The organism is Ralstonia pickettii (assembly GCF_016466415.2).
Classification (GTDB): Bacteria; Pseudomonadota; Gammaproteobacteria; order Burkholderiales; family Burkholderiaceae; genus Ralstonia; species Ralstonia pickettii.
Genome location: NZ_CP066773.1, coordinates 13,289 through 35,023 on the forward strand (window position 1 = coordinate 13,289; position 21,735 = coordinate 35,023).

Annotated in this window: 30 protein-coding genes and 1 pseudogene; 2 read left to right on the forward strand and 29 right to left on the reverse strand. The window is 62.0% G+C overall.

Annotated elements, in window-relative coordinates; genetic code table 11:
* Positions 1-154: 154 nt before the first annotated feature.
* From RP6297_RS22405 to RP6297_RS22425, 5 genes are all read right to left on the reverse strand, one after another.
* Entirely contained in the window at positions 155-958 is an 804-nt protein-coding gene (locus RP6297_RS22405) for a DUF4942 domain-containing protein (RefSeq protein WP_004636921.1), read from the reverse strand.
* 11 nt (positions 959-969) lie between these two features.
* On the reverse strand, positions 970-1,194 hold the full coding sequence (locus tag RP6297_RS22410; protein ID WP_004636923.1) for a hypothetical protein: 225 nt from the start codon (positions 1,192-1,194) through the stop codon (positions 970-972).
* A gap of 63 nt (positions 1,195-1,257) precedes the next feature.
* Positions 1,258-1,491, reverse strand: a complete 234-nt coding sequence (locus RP6297_RS22415) for a hypothetical protein (protein WP_004636925.1) — start codon at positions 1,489-1,491, stop codon at positions 1,258-1,260.
* Between the two features lie 97 nt (positions 1,492-1,588).
* A complete protein-coding gene (locus RP6297_RS22420; protein WP_009242025.1) occupies positions 1,589-3,460 on the reverse strand; it encodes a ParB/RepB/Spo0J family partition protein in 1,872 nt (623 codons plus the stop codon).
* A 65-nt stretch (positions 3,461-3,525) separates the two neighbouring features.
* The gene (locus RP6297_RS22425) at positions 3,526-4,353 is read right to left on the reverse strand and encodes a DUF932 domain-containing protein (RefSeq protein WP_009242026.1); all 828 of its coding nucleotides are present in this window, start codon (positions 4,351-4,353) and stop codon (positions 3,526-3,528) included.
* Between the two features lie 770 nt (positions 4,354-5,123).
* On the opposite strand from RP6297_RS22425, the gene RP6297_RS22430 reads away from it, so the two are divergent.
* Both RP6297_RS22430 and RP6297_RS22435 read left to right on the forward strand, forming a co-directional pair.
* The gene (locus tag RP6297_RS22430) at positions 5,124-5,564 is read left to right on the forward strand and encodes a hypothetical protein (protein WP_004636209.1); all 441 of its coding nucleotides are present in this window, start codon (positions 5,124-5,126) and stop codon (positions 5,562-5,564) included.
* Positions 5,565-5,761: 197 nt separating this feature from the next.
* Positions 5,762-5,968 (forward strand): hypothetical protein, encoded by a 207-nt coding sequence (locus RP6297_RS22435; protein WP_009242029.1) that lies wholly within the window; start codon positions 5,762-5,764, stop codon positions 5,966-5,968.
* Positions 5,969-6,072: 104 nt separating this feature from the next.
* Here the strand turns inward: RP6297_RS22435 and RP6297_RS22440 are convergent, their stop codons facing one another.
* From RP6297_RS22440 to RP6297_RS22560, 24 genes and pseudogenes are all read right to left on the reverse strand, one after another.
* Positions 6,073-6,420, reverse strand: coding sequence for a hypothetical protein (locus RP6297_RS22440; protein ID WP_009242030.1), 348 nt, complete (start codon positions 6,418-6,420; stop codon positions 6,073-6,075).
* A gap of 25 nt (positions 6,421-6,445) precedes the next feature.
* Positions 6,446-6,682 carry a hypothetical protein gene (locus tag RP6297_RS22445; protein WP_021197843.1) on the reverse strand — a complete coding sequence of 79 codons (237 nt, stop codon included), beginning with the start codon at positions 6,680-6,682 and terminating at the stop codon, positions 6,446-6,448.
* Between the two features lie 53 nt (positions 6,683-6,735).
* Positions 6,736-6,945: a DUF3717 domain-containing protein gene (locus tag RP6297_RS22450; RefSeq protein ID WP_009242031.1), complete on the reverse strand. Its 210-nt coding sequence runs from the start codon at positions 6,943-6,945 to the stop codon at positions 6,736-6,738.
* On the reverse strand, positions 6,942-7,244 hold the full coding sequence (locus tag RP6297_RS22460; protein ID WP_041668849.1) for a hypothetical protein: 303 nt from the start codon (positions 7,242-7,244) through the stop codon (positions 6,942-6,944). Before RP6297_RS22460 ends, RP6297_RS22450 begins: the two co-directional genes overlap by 4 nt.
* A 10-nt stretch (positions 7,245-7,254) precedes the next feature.
* Complete coding sequence (locus tag RP6297_RS22465; protein ID WP_009242032.1) at positions 7,255-7,821, reverse strand: phospholipase D family nuclease; 567 nt, start codon at positions 7,819-7,821, stop codon at positions 7,255-7,257.
* Positions 7,818-8,054, reverse strand: coding sequence for a hypothetical protein (locus RP6297_RS22470; protein WP_223293337.1), 237 nt, complete (start codon positions 8,052-8,054; stop codon positions 7,818-7,820). The genes RP6297_RS22465 and RP6297_RS22470 overlap by 4 nt, the downstream gene beginning before the upstream one ends.
* Before the next feature lie 10 nt (positions 8,055-8,064).
* Positions 8,065-8,313: a DUF2274 domain-containing protein gene (locus RP6297_RS22475; protein ID WP_004636222.1), complete on the reverse strand. Its 249-nt coding sequence runs from the start codon at positions 8,311-8,313 to the stop codon at positions 8,065-8,067.
* Positions 8,310-9,563 (reverse strand): carbon-nitrogen hydrolase family protein, encoded by a 1,254-nt coding sequence (locus RP6297_RS22480; RefSeq protein WP_009242033.1) that lies wholly within the window; start codon positions 9,561-9,563, stop codon positions 8,310-8,312. The genes RP6297_RS22475 and RP6297_RS22480 overlap by 4 nt, the downstream gene beginning before the upstream one ends.
* A 6-nt stretch (positions 9,564-9,569) precedes the next feature.
* Entirely contained in the window at positions 9,570-9,980 is a 411-nt protein-coding gene (locus RP6297_RS22485) for a TrbG/VirB9 family P-type conjugative transfer protein (protein ID WP_009242034.1), read from the reverse strand.
* Positions 9,977-11,320 (reverse strand): TrbI/VirB10 family protein, encoded by a 1,344-nt coding sequence (locus RP6297_RS22490; protein WP_009242035.1) that lies wholly within the window; start codon positions 11,318-11,320, stop codon positions 9,977-9,979. Before RP6297_RS22490 ends, RP6297_RS22485 begins: the two co-directional genes overlap by 4 nt.
* Positions 11,320-12,273, reverse strand: coding sequence for a TrbG/VirB9 family P-type conjugative transfer protein (locus RP6297_RS22495; RefSeq protein ID WP_009242036.1), 954 nt, complete (start codon positions 12,271-12,273; stop codon positions 11,320-11,322). The genes RP6297_RS22490 and RP6297_RS22495 overlap by 1 nt, the downstream gene beginning before the upstream one ends.
* Complete coding sequence (locus RP6297_RS22500) at positions 12,270-12,998, reverse strand: VirB8/TrbF family protein (protein WP_009242037.1); 729 nt, start codon at positions 12,996-12,998, stop codon at positions 12,270-12,272. Before RP6297_RS22500 ends, RP6297_RS22495 begins: the two co-directional genes overlap by 4 nt.
* On the reverse strand, positions 12,998-14,014 hold the full coding sequence (locus tag RP6297_RS22505; protein ID WP_004636233.1) for a type IV secretion system protein: 1,017 nt from the start codon (positions 14,012-14,014) through the stop codon (positions 12,998-13,000). Before RP6297_RS22505 ends, RP6297_RS22500 begins: the two co-directional genes overlap by 1 nt.
* Before the next feature lie 4 nt (positions 14,015-14,018).
* On the reverse strand, positions 14,019-14,351 hold the full coding sequence (locus RP6297_RS22510) for a hypothetical protein (RefSeq protein ID WP_009242038.1): 333 nt from the start codon (positions 14,349-14,351) through the stop codon (positions 14,019-14,021).
* A 35-nt stretch (positions 14,352-14,386) separates the two neighbouring features.
* Positions 14,387-15,298, reverse strand: a complete 912-nt coding sequence (locus RP6297_RS22515) for a hypothetical protein (protein WP_004636237.1) — start codon at positions 15,296-15,298, stop codon at positions 14,387-14,389.
* Entirely contained in the window at positions 15,291-17,969 is a 2,679-nt protein-coding gene (locus tag RP6297_RS22520) for a VirB4 family type IV secretion system protein (RefSeq protein WP_009242039.1), read from the reverse strand. Before RP6297_RS22520 ends, RP6297_RS22515 begins: the two co-directional genes overlap by 8 nt.
* The gene (locus RP6297_RS22525) at positions 17,963-18,319 is read right to left on the reverse strand and encodes a VirB3 family type IV secretion system protein (RefSeq protein ID WP_004636240.1); all 357 of its coding nucleotides are present in this window, start codon (positions 18,317-18,319) and stop codon (positions 17,963-17,965) included. Before RP6297_RS22525 ends, RP6297_RS22520 begins: the two co-directional genes overlap by 7 nt.
* A 5-nt stretch (positions 18,320-18,324) precedes the next feature.
* Complete coding sequence (locus RP6297_RS22530) at positions 18,325-18,741, reverse strand: hypothetical protein (protein WP_004636242.1); 417 nt, start codon at positions 18,739-18,741, stop codon at positions 18,325-18,327.
* Positions 18,742-18,758: 17 nt separating this feature from the next.
* Complete coding sequence (locus RP6297_RS22535; RefSeq protein ID WP_004636244.1) at positions 18,759-19,790, reverse strand: CpaF family protein; 1,032 nt, start codon at positions 19,788-19,790, stop codon at positions 18,759-18,761.
* Positions 19,783-20,334: a lytic transglycosylase domain-containing protein gene (locus RP6297_RS22540; RefSeq protein WP_009242040.1), complete on the reverse strand. Its 552-nt coding sequence runs from the start codon at positions 20,332-20,334 to the stop codon at positions 19,783-19,785. The genes RP6297_RS22535 and RP6297_RS22540 overlap by 8 nt, the downstream gene beginning before the upstream one ends.
* A complete protein-coding gene (locus tag RP6297_RS22545) occupies positions 20,331-20,684 on the reverse strand; it encodes a hypothetical protein (RefSeq protein WP_004636248.1) in 354 nt (117 codons plus the stop codon). Before RP6297_RS22545 ends, RP6297_RS22540 begins: the two co-directional genes overlap by 4 nt.
* A 50-nt stretch (positions 20,685-20,734) precedes the next feature.
* Positions 20,735-21,097: pseudogene (gene ssb, locus RP6297_RS22550) on the reverse strand (single-stranded DNA-binding protein); the annotation flags it as partial.
* A 36-nt stretch (positions 21,098-21,133) separates the two neighbouring features.
* Positions 21,134-21,346, reverse strand: a complete 213-nt coding sequence (locus RP6297_RS22555; RefSeq protein WP_009242042.1) for a hypothetical protein — start codon at positions 21,344-21,346, stop codon at positions 21,134-21,136.
* Between the two features lie 29 nt (positions 21,347-21,375).
* Entirely contained in the window at positions 21,376-21,609 is a 234-nt protein-coding gene (locus RP6297_RS22560; protein WP_004636254.1) for a hypothetical protein, read from the reverse strand.
* Between the last annotated feature and the right edge of the window lie 126 nt (positions 21,610-21,735).

A 21,735-nucleotide genomic window follows, 5' to 3' on the forward strand; every position in this document is an offset into this window, starting at 1 on the left:
GGGGCACCGCAGGTGCCACGAGCTGGGGCGCCGGCGGCCGCCGGCGTCTCAGCTGGGCGGCCGCGCGATCCAGGCATGACGGCTGCCTGATCCTACGGCGGCACCTCGGGCGGTCGCGTTTCAAAGGGACATACGAAATCGAGCGCAAAGCCCATCACCGCCTCCGCTCGGCCGCGAGCGCGGCCGGGTAGTGCTTGGCCAAGATGAGATTGAGCTTGTCCACCAGATCGGGCCGCTTGAACGTGGCATGCCCGTTCCCGTTCTTGAACCAGCGCAAATGCAGATAGGCGTTTTCGGCTTCTCTGCGCCTTTCGTGCCGCGCGCCGGAAATCAGCGCGTGCATGCCGTTCCTGTGGTCCGCTTCGGGCTGGCCGTCGAGCACGTGGAAGACGCGCATCAGATCGTCCAGTTCGTTCGTCGCGCGGCTGCCTGCATAGCCGCCTGTCATCAGGCCCGTCACGATGACCCGCTTGCCGAACTTGAATGGCTGATTGGTTTTGTAGTCCCAAGAAAGTCGGCGGAAGCATTGCAGGACGCCGCGCTCGAACATGTCGCCGCGCGCCTCGTAGAGTTGACCGAACGTCGCCTCGATGTTGGCGGCGGTCAGTTCAGGCACCTCGCCCTCGGCAATCTGTTTTGCCCACGTATCGCGGGCCGTGGCATCCATCAAGGTGCGCAGCCCGGACTCCTGAAGCAGGTAATTCCAGCCCTCGGCGTCGATGGTGTGCAGGATGCAGGTTTCCGCCTCGTCACGCTTCGCGTAGTCGCCCGTCACGCACACGGTGCCGCGCCTCGAATAGCTGTTGTCAATGACGAGGCGCGGAAAGCCGATATGCGCGCCGCTGGCCAGCTTCTGGGCCTCGCCCAGCAGGTCCAGCGCTTGGCGCACACGTTCCACCACTGCCGCGCGCTGGCTCGCCAGATTGGCGATGCTGACGCTCTTTACCAAGTCGCTCATGATGGGTCTCGCTAGATCGTGGCTGCGGTCTTGTAGTCGGGATGAAAAATGCCGACGCTGTACGCGAGCGAATCGCGCGCACGGCACACAGCCTGGTCATGGTTGCCGCGCGCCATCAGGTCGCGCGCATCGAGCAGGCACAGTGCGGCGCTGCTTTGCATGGCCGCCGTCGTGGTTTCCAGGTTTCGCGCGGCGAGGTTGATTGCGCGGGTAGCATCGTCTTGGGACTTGAGCATGGTGTTTCCCTGCGGTGATGGGGCAGATGACAGCCCCGGCACGCTGGCCGGGGCCAGAGACGTTCAGCATTGCCAGTTCGCGCGCAAGCCGCGCCAGTCTCGGGCCACAAAGCCCGTGGCCGACTCCAGCGCGGCGGCCACGGCTTCGGCGCGTTGGTCCGTCGAGTGGCGGCGGATCGCTGCGGCAAACTCGGGCAAGGTCAGCCGGGAACCCCAGCGCACGAGGTAGCCGCATGCTGTGATGGCGTGGCGGATCAGTTCGTTTTTGTCGGACTTGGCTGCGGTGGTCTTGGTCATGATTGGTCTTCAATAGATTGTGGCTTGCGTGGTCCGAGCCCTCGGCTCGGACCACCTTTGTCGGGTTGCCCGCGCGAGCGGGCGGGGCCGTCTTTTTCTAAGGCGTAGCGCTGGCTTGCAGGACGGAGGGCAGCCAGCGCTTGCCCGCGAGCGCGCGCGCGGCGGCCTCCACCATTTGCCCCTTCTTCATCGCGGCGAGCGGTGCCGCCTCGGCGGCACCGACGCCTTCCGTGACTGCGGCCAGCACTTGTGCCTTGGGCACGTGCGACAAGTAGCTCTCGGTGGTGGCTTCCCACCAGTCGGCCATGTCGAGCGCGACGGATTGCGCGATCACATCGGTTTCGTGCTCGCCCGCGCGCGGCTGGATGCCGTTCACTGTCACGGCAGTGCAGAAGGCCAGCAGCGACAGCAGTTCGTCGCGCGGCATCGCCAGAAGCACCGGCCACAGCGCATCGAGTTCTTCCGGCAGGCGGGTCTTCCAAGCTTCGCTTGCGGCCTCGATCTGCTGCCACGCGCGCGAGGTTTCGATGCTGGCATCAGCCTGTGTGACGGTGTAGCGCATGTCGGTGGTGCGCACGCCGACCGCGTTGGCACGCCAATAGCGTTCCGACCACAGCGACGAAACCAGCCCATAAGCGAGCGTGGCGAGCGCAACATCGGTGCGCTCGATCAGCACCGCCTGCAGGGCCGTGGTGCGTTGTGCGGTCAGGGCGCGGGTGAGCTTTTCTGAAAGGGTGGGTGCGGGTGCAGCGTCGGTGCCGTCACCGTCACCGGATGCGGCGCGCGTGGCGGCGCGCTCGATCTTGGCAGCGGCCTTGCGGTCTTCCGGCTTGATCGCGCCGCGCAGAATCTTGACGGTGTTGTGCTGGAAGAGAACGACAACGCCCGCAAGACTCTTGTCGGCCACGACCTGCATCTGGTCGCTCAGGTCGCTCAATTCGCTTTCGATCTTGTCCCACTCGTCAGACAGCGCCGCATACGCCTCGGATTCTTCCTCGCCTCGTTCCTCCATGCTGCCCATGTCGCGCTCGATCTTGGCTTTGCGGGTATCCAGCTTCTTGATCGCGGCGGCTTCCTTCTTGGTCGGTTCGCGCAGGGTTGTCGGAGCGTGGCCGAAAGCGTCCATATCGCTGTAGCTCGGATTCAGCAGCGCCAGCGCCCATGCCCAGCCCTCGGCGGTGCGGATCGCCTCGGCCTCTGCGCCCATCTTGCCCAGCGCCATATCCCGCACGAGCGCACCGTCAAGCCAGTAGGCAGCGGACTGGAACAAGTCCACCTGCATGCGCCCACCCGCAGCGAGATAGGCATCCTTGCCGACATAGGCGGCGAGGGGGCTGTCCGAGCGCACGGTGTCCTGTCCGAGCAGCGCGCGGCGCAGCTTTTCCGGCGTGCGCTCATGGTGAGGCTGAAACTTCCACACCTGTTCTTGCGCCGCGTGATCGTCCGTGACGGTCATAGCCATCAGTTGTTCAAGCGACATATCGTCAGCGCGATAGGCGGCGATCAGCGCGGGCGACACCTTGGCCAGCTTCAGGCGCCGCTCCACGACAGCGGGCGTGACGCCGTAGCGCGCTGCCACGTCCTCGATGCTGGTGCCGGCGTCCACCATCCTGCGGAAGGCTTCATATTCGTCGGCGGGGTGCATGTCTTCGCGCTCGATGTTCTCCGCCGTGGACAGTTCCAGTGCCTCCGCTTCGCTCTCCGCCAGCAGGCACAGCACTTCATGATCGGCATCGATCGCGCCTTGATCGCGCAGCAGTTCCAGAGCGGCGCGGCGCCGACGCCCTGCGGCGACGGGATAGCAGGTCTTGCGGCCCTTTTTGACTTCGGTGACGACCAGCGGGTGCATGAGGCCATGCACGCGGATAGTCGCGGCAAGCGCCGGGATGTTCGGCAGTTCGCCGGTGCGCACGTTGGCGTCGGAATCGACAAGGCAGGACAGGGGGACGGTAATCAGGTTGCGTTGCATGATGGGTATCCAATGAGAGAAGAGGGAAAGCGGCCAGCGCCCGCCCGGGCGCTGGCCGCGATGGGCTAGGCCTTGAGCTTGCGCATTTCCTCAGCGAGCACCCACAGGGCGCGATTGAGCTTGACGCCCTGGTCAATGCCGTTCACGGCGCGCGTGGTGGTGCGCTTGCCGGTCGCATTGCGACCGCGCACACCGCCCTTGATGATGTTTTCTTGCACGCGGTTGAACGTGGTCCACAGGTCGGGCGCGCGATCATCCATGCGGCGGACGCTCAGCAGGTCGGTATCGGTGATGGGAGCGGGTGCCACGGTTTCGTCGTAGCGCAGGGCGAGCGCGGCACGCGCGAAAGCCTGCTGCTCGCCGCCGTTGAGCGTGAGCGCCTTCATGCCGTCGCGCTGCGTGTCCACAGCCTCGAACGTATCGAGCACGGTGAATGCGCCCTCGATGACTTGATCGATCACGTTGCCCTTGTGCGGGATACGGATGTCCGCGAAGTCGTCGCCAACCACCAAGCCGTTAGAGCAGATGAAGCGATGAACACCGGCCCGCATCTGGTAGGCGCTCGATCCATCGTGGCTGTTGAGCAGGACGATTTCGTTTACCTCTTGCCCCACGTCGACCACGTGGTCGACATGGCGCAGGCGCAACAGGTGTTTGGTGTGCTCGCGCTTGCCATCGTCGCGCACGCGGGTCTGCATTGCCATGTACGGCTGAAAACCTTCCTTGCGCAGGCCGTTCAGCACGTCGATGGTGGGAATGTAGGTATACCGATCGGAGCGGCTTTCGTGCTTGCCGTCCGCGAAGATGGAGGGCGCAACGCGGCGGATGTCGTCATCGGCCAGCGGGGTCTTGGAGCGCACGACGTTGGCATTGCGCAGCGACAGGTAAGACATGGTGAATCTCCTTTAGAGGTTGTTGAGAGCGATCCTCTCGCTCGGACCTTCCTCGCTCCCGCCCCTGGGGGCGGGCGGGGGGTGGGGAGATAAGCCCCTTCCCTCACGGGAAGGGGTTGGGGAAGGGTGGGGTGATGGCAGCGTGAGACACAGCCTGTCGGCCGCGTCGTCAAAGCATCCCCCCACAAGTCCCCCTCACCCCAGGTGCGGGGGTTGTGGGGGGATGCAGACGCGGCTGACGGGCTGTGTGCTGCCGGTTTTCGAGGGGGCCGAGAAGCGGCCGACGTGACAGTGCGCGTAGCGCGCTGGCGCGGCGGATGCCGGCACCCTCGCGCGGCGTGGCAAGGGCCGTGACAGGACAAGCCAGACACGTGACAGTGCGCAGCGCTGGCGCGGGTCTGGCCCTGGCGCGGTCGTTGCTGCCGCTCGTCGGACTGCGCTCCTGGAAGGAGCGCCACAACAGGGGGTGCACCGCTGGCTGGCCAGCGGAAGCGTCAGGGATGGAAGCCCGCCACTGGCGGGGCGAGACAGGCACAGCCTGGCTCGATGCGCAGCACGAGAGCCCGGCCCGAAGCGAAGCGCAGGGAGACGCCCAGGGTGGCAATTGACGGCCAGGCTGCAGACGGAAAACGACGCAGCATCACCAGCAAAAAAATACCTGTTTGCTCCGCAAAATCGCAGGCATAGAATGGCCCGGTGTTGATCGACGTTCTGCCATTCGCGGGGCGTCGATTGACGCTCCCGAGTGGCCTTTTTCATTGGAGGCCATCATGTTGTCTGCAAACCTTATCCCTGAAGTCGAGCTGAACCTGTCTTGCCTGTCTGAAGGGCCTGATTTTCGCCCTGAGAGCAGCGAGGCATATGGCTCCTGGATCATGAAGGGCGCAATACAGATCGGCAGAGGAGCTGGTGCGATCTGGGCTGTTCTGGACGCGCTTCCGAGTCATCCAGACGCAGCTTGGTCGATGACGCTGTACACCAGAAAAGGCACGTGTGTGGGATCGCTTTGGTGCAATGCGAAAACGCACAATTGCCAGGGGCGTCTTTGGATGATCTCGGATGCCTACCCTGCGCTGATGTTGCACTGGTGGTTCAGACTGCCGGCCTGGATACAACGGCTGAGCCGCTTGCATCGAGCTGGCTACGAGCTGAAGCTGATGGGGTGCTATTGGTTGGACGGCAGAATCACTATGAAACCCAGCTGGGAATAATGGTGAGAAGTCGTCAGGCAGCAAGCGGGAAAGGCTTTTTAGCCGCGCGAACGGGGAGGGTGAAAACCTTCCCCGTTTTTCTTGTGACATCTCCAAAACGCCGGTTGTAAAATGACCAGGCATTGATCGACGTTTCGCCATTCGCGGGGCGTCGATCGACGCTCCCGGATGGCTCCACTCAACTTTGGAGATCCATCATGACTCAGACGTATGGTTTGCTGGCCAAGCAGTGGTGTAACAAGCGACTGCCGTTGCGGGTTCTCAAGTCGAACGCCGGGTATTACATTGGCACGGCTGACGAAGACGGCCCATGCTCGCGCGAGTCTGTGGAATATTTCCGCACACAAGCGACGGCACAACAGGCGCTCGACGACGGTGCTTGGACGCAAAAAGAAACGCCGTGAGACACACGGGAATCGGCTCCTATAGCCAACGCAGCACCAAAGCGAGAGGGTTCACCCCTCTCGCTTTTTTCTTGCCGCCGGCGCGCCGGCGCAAGCCTGCGTGGTCACTTCTTCTTGATGAGCGAGCGCAACGCCGCGATGCGGGCCCGGGCGGTGTCTGCGCTGGTCAGCGCAAGGTCGCTCGGGATCGCGATGCCGAGTGCTTTGGCCACGTTGGACACGTAGGGCCGGCGTTGGCCAGCGAGCTGCGCGACGGCGGCCTCGATGGCAGCGTCGCCGACCTGTTCGCGCAACCAGGCGAGGGATCGCCGGTCACGATCGTTGGCGACGATGACGCCAGACCCATCAACGCCGGCCTGCAGGCCGGCGTTGATGGGGGGCGTGTCAGCTGCTGCCGCCACTCGCCCGCCTGCTGGCGGACGCCCTGAAACATCGTCGTCAATTGTTTCCATGGGAAACCCGAAATTTCACCAGCGCTTACGGCAGGAACACCATACCTGGATTGTCGGTAAGCGGAATATCGGAATCGGCCACGACCCGCACCTCTCGGCCGAAGATTTCCGCAAATGCCGTCTGAAGCGAGTACCGCGTGCAGTCGAGATCCCCGTGCGCATTCATGTGCGGACCATCCTTCAACGTGATCTCGGCCAGCACTTCATCTGTAGCGTCTTTTGCTTTGATAAAGATTTTTGTGGTGTTGCCGGTTGTCATCATCCGTCTCCTTTGCCGGCCAGGCCGGCTCATTCTTGAGTCGCTGCCGTTGAGAATCACTGCGTGCCCAGCGCAGCGGTCAGCGCTTCCACCTGGCCAACGGTGAGATCCGCCAGCGCGACGTGCGCGCGGCCGTCATAGATCATCAGGCCGTAGATGCAGGCGAGGGCCCGGGCTTGCGCGTTCAAGGCGAACTCACCGCCAGGCTCTGCTGCACGCCAGTAGTTGATGGCTTGCTCGATCTGCGAGATGGTGTACGTAGTCATATCGCCCCTTGACGTTTCAATGCATTAGAAATGCGTTCCTTTGCGATGGCGCATATCGGATCATTGACATAGCGAGACTCAAGGAACGCCTTGATTTGAATACTCGAAAAATCCGCCCAAGGATGTTCGCAGACAAGGTTCGCGTTGTAATCCTTCAGCACAGGCCACGCAACGGTTGCCATTACTGCTACGAAGGCTGCTCCTACGATAAGTCGAAGGATTCTCTCAGTACGACCTGTCGTCATAAGCCACGCGACAAACGCGAGAAGGGTTGCGCCAATGAGAAATAGAAGAAGCATGTCGTTGCCTTCAACGATCTGAATACGGCATTGATTGCGCGTGCAGCTGCAGGAATGCCTGCGCATAGAGCTGCGCGAGCTGAGGGTTGCCGCGAAACACATTCCAATTTTCGGAATTCCTCTCGTCGCCGGCGCGCGTGAAATTCATGCTGCCCAGGCCCACGATGTTGTCGTCGATAACGACGGTCTTCTGGTGCATGCGAGGATGCGTCCAGTCGATCCGCACGTGCACGCCGGCGTGCACCAGGTAGGTTGCCACGCTGTAGGACGAACGAACGTTCTCCTGGTCAAGCACCACGCGCACGTCGACATGCCGGCGCGGATCTGCAGCTTGCGCAAGCGCGCGGGCGATGCGTGGGTGCGTGAACTCGTAGCCGGCAAGCCACACGCGCGTGTGGGCCGCCTCGATGGACCGCGCGATCGCGTCGGCGGCACCGCCGGCCGGCGAGAAATAGACGGTGACGGTGCCGGTGTTCTGCAGCGAGACGCCTTCTGCATAGCTGCCGATCGGAGACAGTGCAACAGTGCTGGCCAGCACCAGGCCGGGCACAAACGAGGGTAGGCGGCGCGGCGTCATTTCATGGCTCCGGCGTTGAGTGGATGGAGCAGCGCGCTCACGTCCGCCTGGCAGTTCATAAGCACCTTGACACCCTTGTGGATGGCCAGCGCGCAGAATTCCGGTTCTGGAATCTGCGCCGTTTGTGCCGCCTCTCGCATTCGCCTGTAGTCATCAGGATGCATTTCAAGCGTGACCGTGATCCGCTGCATGTTGTGGCCTGTCCATTCGGTATCAGTCGTCTGGTGCGTCACATCAGGAAACCTAGATTTCGAGCTTGATGCCGCGTGTTTCGGCCCATGCGGCAAACGCCTTGTCGCGGCGCAGGTGCTGACGCAGGATGTATTCGCCGATGTCATCCATGGATAGTTCGGCTTCGTTCATCTCCCGATAGGCATCCTGGTAATGCAGCAGCGCGGCATGCAAGCCCGCTGGAATAGTCAACTTGAGCGTGGCGTGCTGCGGAACCGGCTTGGCGACGGGCAGCATGAGGCGAGCTTTCTTTTCAGTCATGGTTTTGCGTTGAGGGTGGGTGAGTTGGGCACGTTGACGGCGCGCAGAAGCGGAACGCCGGCAATGCGTGCAATAGAAGAAATGCTTTGACGCTGAATCTCGCCAACGGCCAGGCCGTCGTCAAACCAGTTGTTGGCAAGGCCGAGCAGCACATCCGGGCGAACCAGGAACAGGCGCCAGTGCGGCCAGAACAGGAAGTCTTCGTAGCAGATGGAAAACGCCGCACGGTGGCCATCGATGGTGAGGAAGTCTTGGCTAAGGTCACCTAGAACGGCGCTCAGGGGCGCCATGGGCCGCCACAGGCCTGCCGGCACCGGCTGGCGGCTGTCGAATCGGCCATCGCCAGCGCCGAGCACGATGGCGCTGTCAGCGTAGCGGCGGGGTGATTCCGAAACGAGCAGGTCAACACCCATGACGAGTGTTTGCCTTGAGTCCTTGAGTTGAGTAAGTGAGCTATCCCACCAGAACTGCGTAGAGTCCCGCCACAGACCGGTCATTTCTTCCGGCAAGACGACCACGCGCGCGCCGGCGTCGAACGCCTTGCGTGCGGCGAGCTGCAACGCTTCGGAGCGCGCATAGAGGGCTGCATAGCTGGCCTGGTCGAGCTGGCCCATTGCCGTATTGACCGCGACCCAGCCCGCCGGCGGCCGTGGAAGCGCCTCGGATGAGGCCACAGGAGCAACCAGGAGCACCAACGCAGCGCCGAGCGCGGCGGGCCGACGCACAGGGAACAGCCACAAGGGATAGCACGCCAGCCCGGCTAAAACGAGAACGGCATACACCAGGCTGTAGATGCCGGCACCCGGGAGCAAGACGCTGGCGACATGCAACGGCGAGACCCAGCCGACGATGCCGATGGGTGGCACGGTCGATACCAGCAGCGCCAACGCCGCGCGCCACCAGAGGCCGCGTTGACGCGATGCCGGCGCCGGCTTGAGCACCATCCATGGCATTGCAAGCACGCAGGCCTGGGCGATCCAGAACGCGACGCCGACGGCGAGTGCCGGCGTCGCACCCAGTTCGCCGTGGACCGAGAAAAACCGGGCGCATACGACCGGGATGTCACGAGCGGCCACCAGGTAGTAGCCGGCCCACATCGTGCCCGCTGCAACTCGGCCCGGGCTTGCCGCCCAGAGCACCGGCAGCGCAAGCAGCACGATCACCCAGTTGCCGGGATACCAGGCGGCGAACGCGATGCCAGCACCGGCCGCGGCGTAGGCGAGAGCTGAGAGCAACGTTTTGGCCTGCATGCTGGCTTACTGGTCTTGTGACGCCGCTGCGCCCGTGGTCTTGACCGGCGCGGCAGCGCCGCGCAACACCACCTGTGGCACACCATCCACGTACCACCTCGTTGCCCGAGCTTCCTGGTTGCCCGCGCGGAAGATCAGCACATTGGCCTGATAGCTGATGACGATGTATGGATAGCTGCGGCGCCAGCTGAGAAGTGCGGTGCCGTTGGGCGTCTCAGTGAGGATGGCGGGCACGTGCGCCGGATCATCGAATTGAACGTAGATGTACTGGCCATCGTCGAAGACCTGGAACGGTTTCACCATGTCGGCGCCGCTGGTGGTCCAGCCGAAGTTGTACGCATTCGGAGCCGCGAATGCGCTGGCGGGCAGAACGGCGGCGAGCATCAGCGCGCAAATGAAGCGAACAAAGGATTTCATTGGTAGCACTCCCCAGCAACGGTATTAGGTGGAATTCGGATAGGCGCTTTGGTGATGAAAACAAGCTTCTGGCCAGGATCGAGCCGCAATGTCGGCTGGATGTTGGAGTTGCGCTGCAGGATCGTCTGCGTGGTCTGCGAAACCGCCTGTCCAGCAGCGGAGGTCAAGCCGGTGGCACCGCCGCCGCCATTGATATTGAGCGTCGTGCCGGTTGGCTGGCTTTGATTGCGGCCGATGTATTGAGCGATGCCGGCAATCAGGAACGTGGAGCCGAAAATCTTGAAGAAGTGATTGTTGACGTCGGCTGACACGCCGGCTTCACCGTTCGGATCGGCTCCGTTCAACCCATCGAGCACCATCGATGCGCCGTTACGGAAGATCATGAGCGCGGCGCCCATCTGCATACGCTCCTGTCCGATCGCTACGTCGCTATTGCTCGCCCCGACGATCCGAGTGCCTTTTGCGATCAATCGGCATGAGCCATTGATGCTGTCGTAGATGTCCCGGTCGACGGTCGCGCTGTACTGCCCGGGCATGTCGCTGTTGACGCCTTGGTTGAGCACAACCGGGATGGGCGTGCCGGGCATAACCATGAACGGCGATTCGGCGGCTTGCGGGGTCAACGTTGCGCTCTGGCCTTGGTTCGTCTGCTGTCCCTGCCACGCGACGTGACGCGCGTTCGTTGCGGAACCGGGCGTGTTCTGGCTCTGGCTGTTGGCCGCCGCAAGCGCGGCGAGCTGCGCTTGAATGGCAGGTGTCCCAGCTTCACCAGGCGCGGTACGTTTGTCGGCCTGTTGACGCTGCAGCGACGCGATGTAATCGGAAATCGGATTGGTGCCGGCACTGGCTGCAGCGCCTTGCTCGCGATCGCCATAGGACACCACCGCCATGGTGTCGGTCTCCTGGGAGGCTCGCTGCAGCGCAAGACGCTGCTCCGGGGTCAGCCCTTCCTGGGAACCAGGCGCACCCGCCGGCACGCCGGCCGGCGCGGATGCGCCGCCTACCATGCCGTTCGGCACAGGGCCGGATGGCGGCGTCTTCGGCGCCGCCGGCGCCGCGGGTGCCGGATGCTCCGTTTGTGCGCGCGTGAATTGATTCTCCAGCTTCTGAGCAAGCGCATCTCCCGAAGCCGGCTGTTCCTTCGCCAGTTGTTCGAGCTGTTCGCGCCGTGCCCGTTGGTCGGCCGTTTCACGCGGGTGCGTGAAATAGCGCACAAACACGATCGACAGAATCGTGGCACCGAAGAAAATGGAGATCGTCTTGGCCAGCCCCCGTCGCACACGAACGCGCGGGGCAGGCTCATTGGTCATGGGGGCCGCATTGCGGTCAGGCGTGGCCATCAAGCGCCCCCATCGATGTTCTTCACAGGCTTCGTATCGCAGCTGAAGAAACCACAGCCTGACCCCTTGCCATTGAAGATCCGCACCTCGTCCTTGCCTCGCTTGAGCAGCGCGCCGTACGTGACAACCTCCTGGATCTGGTACATGTCGTTGCCGAGCGGAATCACGCGCGCCATTTCACCCTGGCCATCCTTGTCCAGGATGAACACGGCCGACAGCTTGGCGTCGTGCGGCAGTTGGTAATACGTCATGCGGCCATCGTCGAACACCATCACCGGCTTGAACTCGGCGTTGCCCTCGATGCGGTAGTTCGTGTTCATGCGCGTCGCGTCGATGCGCGGGCTCCCCGTTTTCGAGCCTCCCGCTTCTGGGCGACCTGGTACACCAGGCGTAGCCGGAATTTCGAAACCGAATACGGTCGGACTTGCGCCGACACCATCGCCCAACGTGTCTGTGTATTGCCAACTCACACGTTGATATGCCGGGCCGTCGTCACCCGAGCACAGTTGAAGCTCGTAGCGTCGTTTCGACGTGATGATCGTCGCGGCCGCGCGCTGTCCAGCTGCAGCCGGCACGATGAAGAGGTCGCGCTTGGTGACCGATGGCATCGTTGGCCAGAGCTTCTTGTTTCGGTCGCCGAGTGTGAACGACACCAACGTCTCGTCGTCACCCAGCACCAGGTGCGTCTGCTGATTGGGCCGCATCGGAATCGGATATGTGTAATCCGCGTCGTAGGCGTAGGTCGCAAGCGTCGGGTCTTGCTGCTCAGCAAAGGGGCCGAAAGCAGAAGACTTGGCGCAGGGCGACGCCGCGCGAGCTGCCGGCGCAACCTTCGACATGCGGCCGAACTCGCCCTGGGGGCGAGGAGCGGCTGCAGGGACATCGGCATAGACCGATGCGGCATGCGTTGCCATCGCAGCAATGATGAGAATGGCGCGAGGTAGCGTCTTCATTTCGTCGATCCTGGGGTAATGCCGGTGTACGGAGTAATGGACAGGCCCGTGATGCGCATGCCGATCGGGTTGTCCTTCCTGTCTTCCGGCTTGAGTTGTTGCGGCGCGGTGAGGAAGTTGATGGTGAGCAGCTTCTGCTTGGGCGTCTGGCGAACGCCGGCAATGCTCTCGGTCAGAGTGACGATCATGTAGGCGATGTTGCCGTCGGCCGAGAACGATATGGAGTTGTCTTCGAACTGACGGGTCAGCCCGGGCGTGTTGACGACGCGCTGGGCCACCGGATCGGTTTCAGTGATGTAGGTGTCGAGCTCCTTGGTTGCGGCACCGGAGGTCCACGTGCGTGCAAGCGGGATCTGTCGCTTCAGGGTGTCTTGCGCATCCAGGTTGATCGTGAATACGCGGGTAGCCCACTTGCGCAGGAAATAGGCGTTGTTGTCGGCGGTCGGGGTGAACGCCTCGGCGTATTTCTCGCTGTAGTAGACGGCACCGCTTTGCTTGTCGCGTTCGACGAAATAGGGCTTCGGGCCAGAGTTATCGCTAATTCTGACGATCGCGACGGTCTGCCCGATGGAGATAGCCGCGAACACAATGGCGACTTTCGTTGCCAGGTGCTTGTCGAGAATTGGTTTCTGAAACGCAGCAAACCATCCACGGACGCCCTGGCCAGTTCCGGGCGGCGGAGTAATTTGCATTTCAGGGGTGGATCTGGAGGAGAAAAGTTTCATCAGGATGCTCCGTTACCTTGTGCCATCTTCGAAATAGCGCCTTTGCCAAAGCCCTTGAGCGAAGCTCCGCCGCCGCCGGCGTACGTGCTGGCGATTGCCGGGACCTGCCACATCAAGAACGCGCCGATCGAGGCGACGAGGGCGAGGGCGATCAGGGCCAGATAGGCCGTGTTGTAGTAGATCTCGCTGCCGACGCCGTTGGTCGCGGCGACCTTCTGCAGCAAGGCATTGAAGCCAGGCACAACGCCCTTCATGACGAGGCCCATCATGATCCAGGCGATGACCTTGTAGAGGCCTGCGCCAATGACGGCTCTCAACCAGTTCTCGAAGAGAAATTCCGTTGGCGGGAAGACGAACCAGGGCACAAGAATGGGACCAAGGCAAAAGGCGATGTGAAGCAGGATCGAGCCCATTTGCACGACCACAACGAAGATCAGCACGCAGAGCACCATGGCGATCAGAGCGATGGCCTTTGCGAGAAGCGTGAGCAGCACAACTGGCAACGTTTTGAAGGCTGTCCAGAAACTGGTGTTGTCCAATGCGTTGTCGTTGACGTCATGACAATCCTGGTGGCTGGTGCCAGTAGGAATGCCGCCGTCCAGCGTGTAATCCGGGACATCGGTACAGACTGTGTGCGATTGGGTGCGCGTGCCGGACATGACCGTCTGGATGGCGCCGACCAGGGTGTTGGCGAGCGTATTCGAGTCGGCACTGCCACCGGCGACGCGATCGGCCATGGTTTGCATGTTGCTCACGAAGTAGCTGTGCACCGTGCCTGACCAGGTGGTGAGGATCAGGAGGAGTACCGCGACCTTGACGACGTGGCGCAACATCATCGAGAAGTAGTTCGGAAAATCACCATCGAGCAGCCACAGCAAGGTGTGCCAGGTCGCGACGATCAATCCAAGCGCCGCAAGCAAGTCGATGCCGTCAGAAACAAAGAGGTTTTCGAGAGATGAGCCCGCACTTTGTACGGCGGCGAACAGTTGGTTGATTGTGCTGAGGATGTCATCCATAGCGTTAATCCAGGACTCCGGTTGCGTAGAGGGTTCCCATCACCAGCGCGGCCGGCACGGCGACGATGGCGGCGGCCAGGATCTGAGGCGATTCCGCTTGCACAACGAGAATGGCGTAGACCATCGACAGGCGCGCTGAGCGGCGCACACGCGCGTCCTTGACGCGGTGGCGAGGCTGCAGCGCGCCACGTTGAAACAGATTGGAGAAACGCAACGGTGGCGTCCGCTCCTGGGCGGTCGCGTGCTGCGCTGCCAGGTACGCGCGCACGACGCGGATCACGCACCGCAATTCGGCACGTGATCGACAGAGTTGGAGGATGAGCCACCGTATCAGCATGGTGAAGTCGTGTTCTTTATGAGAGTCAGAAGGGGTTATTGATCGCGCGGCAGTTGGAATGCCGGGGCGTTCTGGATCATGGTTTGTTCCTTCGTATTGATGTCCGCAGCCTGTGCCGAGCGAGCTTTGAGCAGCTGTGCCACGTTGTCGCGGTTCTGCGACTGGTCCGCCTTGTCTTGCATCTGCATGGCGACTTGTCGCTGCATGAGGGCATGCAGATCGATCATTTCGCCGGCCAGGACGTTGGTTTGCTGATTCAGCATCTGCAGCCCCTGAACGTTGCCGGTGACGCCTGGGATCTTGGATTGGATGCTTTGCAGGTTCTGAGCACGTTTGGCCAGCGAGCTGATGGCATTCAAGTCCTGGTTGAGTTGTGCCCGGTACACGCCGCCTTGCGATTTCGCGAGTGACGACAGCGCCGACAGCCACTGCGACGGCTTCAAGTTGGCCGAGCTCATGTCCGACATGGCATTGCTGAACAACTGGCTGGTGGACTGGGCCGCTTGTTGCAGGTCCGTCACGGCCGAGTAGAGGGACCGGAAGTTGTCGAGCTGCTGGGTGTAGGGCGCGATGGTCTCGTTGATGAGCTCGCCCGGCACCTGGGCGAGGTTTTGCAGCCGGGTGATTTGCGCCTGGATGTTCTGCTCGACCATCTGGGCTTGCTGGGCAACCGAGGACACCAGTTCGGCGTTGTTGAGCAACTGCGTAATCTCGGTCGCGCCGCCGAAGCCAGCCACGCTGCCGGCGAATGCTGAAGCTGACGTGCAGAGCGCGAGCGCTGCGGCCGCGCGCTTCGCCGTGCGGGCAATACGCGAGGCCTTGACTGCATTCACCTCAGCGGAGGTCAAGCTGAGTTCTTCGTACTGCTTCCGGGTTTCGGGTTCGAGTGCCTTGGGGGCAGCAAATACGCGCACCTCGATGTCATTGCGAATGAAGGTCTTATGCATGGCGGTCCTCGTCGTCTAGGTTGAGTTTGTCGGCTTCGATCTGTGCAGTGGCCTCCTCGATGTAGCGCTCCTTCCAGTCCGGCTCCCCGGAACGCATATGCCGATCGAAGAGGATCTGCGCCTGCAGTTCGGAGCGCAGGATGGCCTCCGTGCGCGGAGGCAGGGGAACTGAGACGCTGCGGGAGATCCCGCCGTCCTCGGTAATGAAGTAGTCGCGCTTGGCTTTGAGCTTCTTGATCGCGTCCTGCTGGGTCTGCGTGAGACCAAACTTTTCCTCGTAAGCCTTCTTGGTATCCGGCTTGAAATCCTTGACGGGCACGAAGACGCGGATCAGAACGTTGTCGCGGATGGCGGGCCAAATCGGTGAGTTGGCGACTTGTTCGGGGGTCTGTGCGTCCATCCAAACGCAACCGAGCAGCTTGCGCATGGTCACGATCCATTCACCGATCTGCTTGGCGAACTGGTTGTCATCGAGCAGCGACCAGATTTCCGGGAGCATGACGACGGTTGGCGCGATGACCCCGCGCAACCGGCGTTGCTCGATTTCGTCCTGAATACGGTAGGTCGCGTAGGAGAGGAACGGGCGCGCAACGGCGTGATCCTTGAGGACCTTGTCCGTTGCAATCGAGGTCCACTGCGTGTCGTCGAAACCGTCTTGTTCGTTATCGAAGTAGAGCGCGTCGACCGCCTCGCCCACCCACTGGTCAAGCTCGTTTTTCAGCGGGCCATTGGGCAGGGAGGCGTGCACGAACCGCAGACGCCAGAATTGAGGGTCGCGCGTAGCAGCTGCGCGTATCGCCTTCTCGATGGCTTTTCGATCGTCCGTGGTGGGCCGATAGCCTCGCTGGCTGGCCAGCAGCACGGTCCAGTCGACCAGGAACTTGAGATGGCGGAGATGACCCAGCAGAACATAGGGATTGCAGGTTGCCCGCTCCTCTTCGGCCACGGTGTTGGCATCGGCCGCAAATTGCAGATAGCGCCCACCCTGCAGGACAGTCGGAATGCGCATCGACAAATTCATGTCGAAGCCGATCAGCCGCGCGTTCGGATATTTCCGGAACAGTGTCGCGCACAGCAACATGAAGATGGTCTTGCCGAAGCCCGAGCGGCCACAGATGAGCATGTGGCCAAGGTCCATCAGGTAGGCGGTAAACCAGAAAGGCGTACCGTATTCGGTGGTAAACGCCGCCAGCGCCGGAATCCGTGTGCGCATCTGCTTGGACAGATGCGCATTGAACATTGAGCCGCGCGAGACGCCGCGCAGCGGCAGCAAGCGGGAAACGGCTTCGGTGTCGAGAAATGCCCAGCGCGCGCACTCGCGCCACATACCCGGAATGGTGGTCGCAAACGCCGACATGGCGTGCAGAGTCTCGCGCACCGGTATGAACTGGGCTGCGCGCAGAACGTCTTCCACGGCGTTGTGTGTCGCCACGGCTTTCTTGTAGGCCTGCTCGCCGGCAAGACCCTTCGAGGCCGGCGTTTCCTCGAACACGGGCGAGTATGCAATGACGGTGAAGTTGTAGAAGCCGTAGATCTCCTCAAGCATTTCGACCTTGCCGGCGCGTGTGTTCGCCTCTTCGGCGGCCTTCAGGCGCGTTTTGTTCTGGCGCCCTGGCTTGGCGTCCATATCAGTCCCGCGCAGGGTCGCCGCGAGCAGCTGGCGCACATCGAAGCGCTGGCCTTCGTGGTACTTGCGGATACTGTCGATGAAACGCTTTGCTGCGCTGGGTGACGACACACGGAAGCAGTGGCTGATGGTGAGCTCACCCTTGATCTTCAGGAGGTCGTCCAGGGTCTTGGGCGACGCATTGCTTGGCCAGTAGTCCCGCTTCCCCGGAATCCCCGTTGCAATGCCGTATCGCTGGCGCCCGTTCGAGTAGAAGTGCAGGTAGTCGTGGCCCGGCGTAATTTCCGTGTCGCACATCGCCTGGTCGAGTGCCGGCGTTTCCGGGATGTCCAGTTCAGTGATGTGATCGCTTGGCGGGGAGCAAACCGCGTGCATAAATCCGCCGAGGCGCTTGCCGGCCAGACGCCGCATTTTGATGTGCGGGTTGTCGGCAGCGAAGCCGTGCAGGATAGATTCAAAGGTTTCAACAGCTGCCTCCAGTTCGGACTGCGTGTAGGCGAACTGGTACTGGTCGGAAAACGTGGCGCGCACGGCCTCCCAGAGCGCGCTCGGGATCGACAGGTCGTCATGCGTAACGCCATGCATGACGCGCGAGGCGAATGCGTCGAGCCCGACCTGGGGAAGAAGCGAGAACGTGACGAAATGCCGGTTGACGTAGTTGCCTTCGGCCAAGAAATTCGCGTGCCGATCGTCGTCGACCATCTGCGCAACCTTGTCCGGCATGGGCAGGGTGACATAGCGCGAATCCAAGCGCCGATGGACCGTCCACCAGAGCGAGATGGGATAGCGCGACAGGTTGCCCAGGCTGGCGGCGACGTGCTCGTAAAGTTCACGCATCACCGTCATGGAAATGCTGTTGGAATCAGGTGCCGTGAATTCAAAGGACACCATCAAGGCTGAATCCTTGTTGGCGATCATGAAATCGCTGTACTTGAATAGCCACGGCACGAGCTCAGCGGTCGATCGCCTCCGGCCTGCTAGGCGTTCCTCGATCTGTGTGAGCGATTCTCGGTCGAACGGCGAGAGCGTAGGGTTGTTCAGCACAGTTCACCTCGCGCGAAGCCCTTGGGGCGAGCATTACGTGTCTGGCGAAGCATCGGCCGCGGCTCGTAGAAGTCGCCCTGTTTGCTGTAGCGCAAATAGCAGTTGAATTGGTCAGGATCGCGTTTCGTCGCGAGCCACAGGATCAGATGCGTCGGCGGGAGCGCCAGCAGGACCCACGGATTGCGCAGGCCTACGGCGGTGAATATGAGGATGGCGAGCTCGCCGGCGCAGAGCTTCCTGTCAATGCCCCCCATCAGGAACTTTTCGAGCATGGTCTTGCGGATGGGCACGGACAGGGAGTCGGCGGGCGTATCCGCCGCCGGCGTGCCGGCTTCGATCGCGGTCGTCATGATCGTCAGGCGGTGCAGGCCACGCCCTTGTTAAAGAGCTGCGACCACAGCACCGGCATGTTGATCAGCGCCATGGTGCCGACGAACCCGCGCAGGATGTTCTGCTTGATCTTGCTGTGGCCGTCATCGAGCAGCCACAAGATGAACGCCCCGGCAAATGCAGCGAGGGACACGATCATGATCAGTTCGTTGTCAAGCACCTGCTGGTAGATGTTGCACAGGCCCCCGTTCCAGATGCCAGCACGCGCGAGGCCGGGGATGGCTTCGATCCAGAGCGCCAACAGCACGCTGCGGATCAAGCTGCGGTGACGATCCACCTGCGCGTGAATCGCTTGCTTCGTGTCCGCAAGGCGCGAGTGCGTGGTGAGATAGCCCTGCGTAACGAGGTTGGTGATGCGGTGCAGTTGGGACAGAACGTTCATTACAGACTCCTGGTTGATTAGGCGAAACGGGAAAACAAAAGGCGTGTCTTGTAGCGGCCGTCCTCAACGCCCAGCACTTCGCGGAGCTCAACAGGCCCGCGCGTGCCATCACCTTGTCGATCGGCATGCAAGAAGAAGCGGAAGGTCGAGGCGATCTTTTTGCGGAGATCCTCGGTGGCGATCAGGCGGCCTTCCTCGCTCATGCGGATGTACGACTCCAACTTGTAGGGTGCTTCATCCGCGCTCGTGGCGTGCAGTGTGCAAATCGAGCCGTCATGCCCGGTGTTCAGTGCTTCCACCAGGTCGAAGGCCTCGGCGCCCCGGACCTCGCCCACAAAGATGCGGTCGGGCCGAATGCGCAGTGCGAACTTAATGAGATTGCGAATCGTGATGTTCTGGTTCGCTTCGAACGACACGAAGTTGGGCAAAGCGATCTTCAGTTCGGCGGTGTCCTCGATGGTGACAATGCGATCGGATTCCGGAATCGCTTCGAGCAACGCATTGAGCAGGGTGGTCTTGCCGGATGAGGTGCCGCCGGAGAACACAATGTTGTAGCGCTGGCGCATGATCCATTGCAGGCAGCGCATCAACGCCTCGCCGCCTTCAGCGGCGTGGTCGAGAACAGTCCGATCCTGCCGGCCGATGAAGCGGTTCTGCGAGGCGGGCAACACGGCGAAAGCACCGTTGCGCACGTAATCATCCAAGGCGATGCGCCGCACGGAGTGCTTGCGGATCGACATCATGTCGCCGTGGATTGACACGGGGAATCGGGCGGCTGCGATGCGCAGGCCTGGCAGGCGCGCATCGAGCAGCGGCGCCTGATCCTTGTCGTTGATATTGGTCAGAACCGTGATGGCGGTATCGAGCGCGGCAGGCGCGATCGCCAGCCCTTCGATGCGCTCCATCACACCGCGCCGCTCGCGGTACACGACATCGTGGCGGTTGATCATGATTTCGTTGGTTTCCGGGTCTGCCATCATTTCCTGCAGATCACGCAGGTAGTCATGGAGGACCTCGAACGCGAAACCACGTGTCTGCTGGTCATTCATTGGGTGGCTCCCAGGAGACGATGGTGATGTCCGATGACGTGTTCGTCTGCAGGCGGCGCGCAGCAGCACGCGGCGCCTCCACAGGCCGTACTGAGGCTACTGGGTTGGCAATTGCGCGGCTCGGCGTAGAGCTGGCCGTCGCCAACGCCTGATAGACCTTTCGCGCGTAGGCGAGACGCTTTGCCGGGCTCTTGGCGTTGTAGGCCCCGACGGCATCCCACGTGAGGCCGAGCTGCTGGATATTGCGAGACAGAATCCAACTTCCTACGTAGGCGTTGACACAAGCATCAAACAGATGCGCCCGGGTGATGCCATAGCGCGCCAGGCTGGGTAGCCAGCTTGAGTTGATCTGCATGAGACCGATGTCGGTACTGCCATCGCTGTTGGCGCCAACGGCGTCCGCGTGCATCCGCGACTCCACCTGGGCGATGGCGCGCACCAAGCGCGCATCGACCTGGTGGAACCTGGCGGCTTCGTCAATACAGTCGGCAAAGGCCAGCGCCGGCAATAGCGCCATGACGAGCAGGAATGCAGAGCCCTTCATGACGCATCCCGATCGAAAAGGTCACGGGTCCGCTCACAGCGATGCGCGGGAATGGCTTCGCCGACGCGGACAAATGCCGTGCAGCAGGGCTGCCCGTCCTGGGCGTACTGCCATTCCTTGGGGTACTGCGCGTCCTCGATGGTGTATGCAAAGGTGGCCCCGACGATGAGGCAGGCGCTCGCATCAAATTCGAGAGGTTCCATCCCGGCGTGCGTAGCTCGCACGCAGTTGCGGCACCAGGCGTCGATGAAAAGCTCTCCTTCGACGCCGTTGTGCGGCCGGTATTTCTCTCCGGCGCGGGCCGCACAGAACTGGGCGAGACTGTCAGGAAAGATGGCGCGCGAGTTCATCGACGGGCTCCGTGGATGAATCACAGCGGAATCTCGTCTTCGCTCTCGAAATCGTTAGCGCCTGCCGTGCCACGATCGCCGGGCGCCTTGCCAAGCATCTGCAGTTGGTCTGCGACGATTTCGGTGCTGTATTGCTTCTGGCCGTCCTTCTCCCACTGGCGAGTCTTGAGGCGGCCTTCGATGTAGACCTGCGAGCCCTTCTTCAGGTATTCGCCGGCGATCTCGGCCAGTCGACCGAAGAAGGCGATGCGGTGCCACTCGGTGGTTTCCTTCATCTCGCCGCTGGCCTTGTCCTTGTAGCGGTCGGTGGTCGCCACGCGGATGTTGGTGACGGCATCACCGCTGGGCATGTAGCGCGTTTCGGGATCGGCGCCGAGATTGCCGACGATGATGACTTTGTTGACGGATGCCATGCTGTAGGTCCTCCTGGTGCTAGTGCGGGTTGGGAATCAATCGCCTTTGGGCTGGTGCGCGCGTACATACGCCAGGCACGGTTCGTTGCGAACAGGCTGGTCGAAGAACACGCGCGTCGCCAAGGTGCTCAGCGTATGAAATGCCGCGGCATTGACGATCTGCAGGCGCTGCAGCGTTGCTTCGATTTCGTCGAAGCCCTCAGCTGCGGCATCTGTGAGCGCCTGCCGTTCAAGAACAGTCAGGTGCATGCCAACTTCTCCCGGAAAATCACGGACAGTCAGAAACGGCAAATCCGCTGGGTAAGCTGGCTCGCAGGCAGAGAGGGCAGACAGAAAATCGCCCGAGACACGACACCGCGCGAGGCTGGAATGGCAACGCCACTGCTCGTGAGCGCGCGCACGTTGGCGTGAGGCTGTGACAGCCGCAGCGCGCAACGTTGCACGCGCATACGGAGATGATGGAAGGCGGCGCGAATATTCGCGCCCGCTTTGGCTGAAAAGGCGAGTGCCATGGTTCATTCCTCTGTTGGGAAACTGGGGCTTTTGCGGTAACGCGCGCTTCGGTGGTGCAAACACCTTGGCGAGCGATTCGTTCAGATGACTATGGGCCGTTTTTCATGGGCGTGATCTGTTGAGCA

Bases quoted from the DNA above. Each gene is read 5' to 3' on its own strand.
- RP6297_RS22405 (WP_004636921.1), bottom strand. From the start codon at position 958: ATGAGCGACTTGGTAAAGAGCGTCAGCATCGCCAATCTGGCGAGCCAG.
- RP6297_RS22410 (WP_004636923.1), bottom strand. From the start codon at position 1,194: ATGCTCAAGTCCCAAGACGATGCTACCCGCGCAATCAACCTCGCCGCG.
- RP6297_RS22415 (WP_004636925.1), bottom strand. From the start codon at position 1,491: ATGACCAAGACCACCGCAGCCAAGTCCGACAAAAACGAACTGATCCGC.
- RP6297_RS22420 (WP_009242025.1), bottom strand. From the start codon at position 3,460: ATGCAACGCAACCTGATTACCGTCCCCCTGTCCTGCCTTGTCGATTCC.
- RP6297_RS22425 (WP_009242026.1), bottom strand. From the start codon at position 4,353: ATGTCTTACCTGTCGCTGCGCAATGCCAACGTCGTGCGCTCCAAGACC.
- RP6297_RS22430 (WP_004636209.1), top strand. From the start codon at position 5,124: ATGTTGTCTGCAAACCTTATCCCTGAAGTCGAGCTGAACCTGTCTTGC.
- RP6297_RS22435 (WP_009242029.1), top strand. From the start codon at position 5,762: ATGACTCAGACGTATGGTTTGCTGGCCAAGCAGTGGTGTAACAAGCGA.
- RP6297_RS22440 (WP_009242030.1), bottom strand. From the start codon at position 6,420: ATGGAAACAATTGACGACGATGTTTCAGGGCGTCCGCCAGCAGGCGGG.
- RP6297_RS22445 (WP_021197843.1), bottom strand. From the start codon at position 6,682: ATGATGACAACCGGCAACACCACAAAAATCTTTATCAAAGCAAAAGAC.
- RP6297_RS22450 (WP_009242031.1), bottom strand. From the start codon at position 6,945: ATGACTACGTACACCATCTCGCAGATCGAGCAAGCCATCAACTACTGG.
- RP6297_RS22460 (WP_041668849.1), bottom strand. From the start codon at position 7,244: ATGCTTCTTCTATTTCTCATTGGCGCAACCCTTCTCGCGTTTGTCGCG.
- RP6297_RS22465 (WP_009242032.1), bottom strand. From the start codon at position 7,821: ATGACGCCGCGCCGCCTACCCTCGTTTGTGCCCGGCCTGGTGCTGGCC.
- RP6297_RS22475 (WP_004636222.1), bottom strand. From the start codon at position 8,313: ATGACTGAAAAGAAAGCTCGCCTCATGCTGCCCGTCGCCAAGCCGGTT.
- RP6297_RS22480 (WP_009242033.1), bottom strand. From the start codon at position 9,563: ATGCAGGCCAAAACGTTGCTCTCAGCTCTCGCCTACGCCGCGGCCGGT.
- RP6297_RS22485 (WP_009242034.1), bottom strand. From the start codon at position 9,980: ATGAAATCCTTTGTTCGCTTCATTTGCGCGCTGATGCTCGCCGCCGTT.
- RP6297_RS22490 (WP_009242035.1), bottom strand. From the start codon at position 11,320: ATGGCCACGCCTGACCGCAATGCGGCCCCCATGACCAATGAGCCTGCC.
- RP6297_RS22495 (WP_009242036.1), bottom strand. From the start codon at position 12,273: ATGAAGACGCTACCTCGCGCCATTCTCATCATTGCTGCGATGGCAACG.
- RP6297_RS22500 (WP_009242037.1), bottom strand. From the start codon at position 12,998: ATGAAACTTTTCTCCTCCAGATCCACCCCTGAAATGCAAATTACTCCG.
- RP6297_RS22505 (WP_004636233.1), bottom strand. From the start codon at position 14,014: ATGGATGACATCCTCAGCACAATCAACCAACTGTTCGCCGCCGTACAA.
- RP6297_RS22510 (WP_009242038.1), bottom strand. From the start codon at position 14,351: ATGCTGATACGGTGGCTCATCCTCCAACTCTGTCGATCACGTGCCGAA.
- RP6297_RS22515 (WP_004636237.1), bottom strand. From the start codon at position 15,298: ATGCATAAGACCTTCATTCGCAATGACATCGAGGTGCGCGTATTTGCT.
- RP6297_RS22525 (WP_004636240.1), bottom strand. From the start codon at position 18,319: ATGACGACCGCGATCGAAGCCGGCACGCCGGCGGCGGATACGCCCGCC.
- RP6297_RS22530 (WP_004636242.1), bottom strand. From the start codon at position 18,741: ATGAACGTTCTGTCCCAACTGCACCGCATCACCAACCTCGTTACGCAG.
- RP6297_RS22535 (WP_004636244.1), bottom strand. From the start codon at position 19,790: ATGAATGACCAGCAGACACGTGGTTTCGCGTTCGAGGTCCTCCATGAC.
- RP6297_RS22540 (WP_009242040.1), bottom strand. From the start codon at position 20,334: ATGAAGGGCTCTGCATTCCTGCTCGTCATGGCGCTATTGCCGGCGCTG.
- RP6297_RS22545 (WP_004636248.1), bottom strand. From the start codon at position 20,684: ATGAACTCGCGCGCCATCTTTCCTGACAGTCTCGCCCAGTTCTGTGCG.
- RP6297_RS22555 (WP_009242042.1), bottom strand. From the start codon at position 21,346: ATGCACCTGACTGTTCTTGAACGGCAGGCGCTCACAGATGCCGCAGCT.
- RP6297_RS22560 (WP_004636254.1), bottom strand. From the start codon at position 21,609: ATGGCACTCGCCTTTTCAGCCAAAGCGGGCGCGAATATTCGCGCCGCC.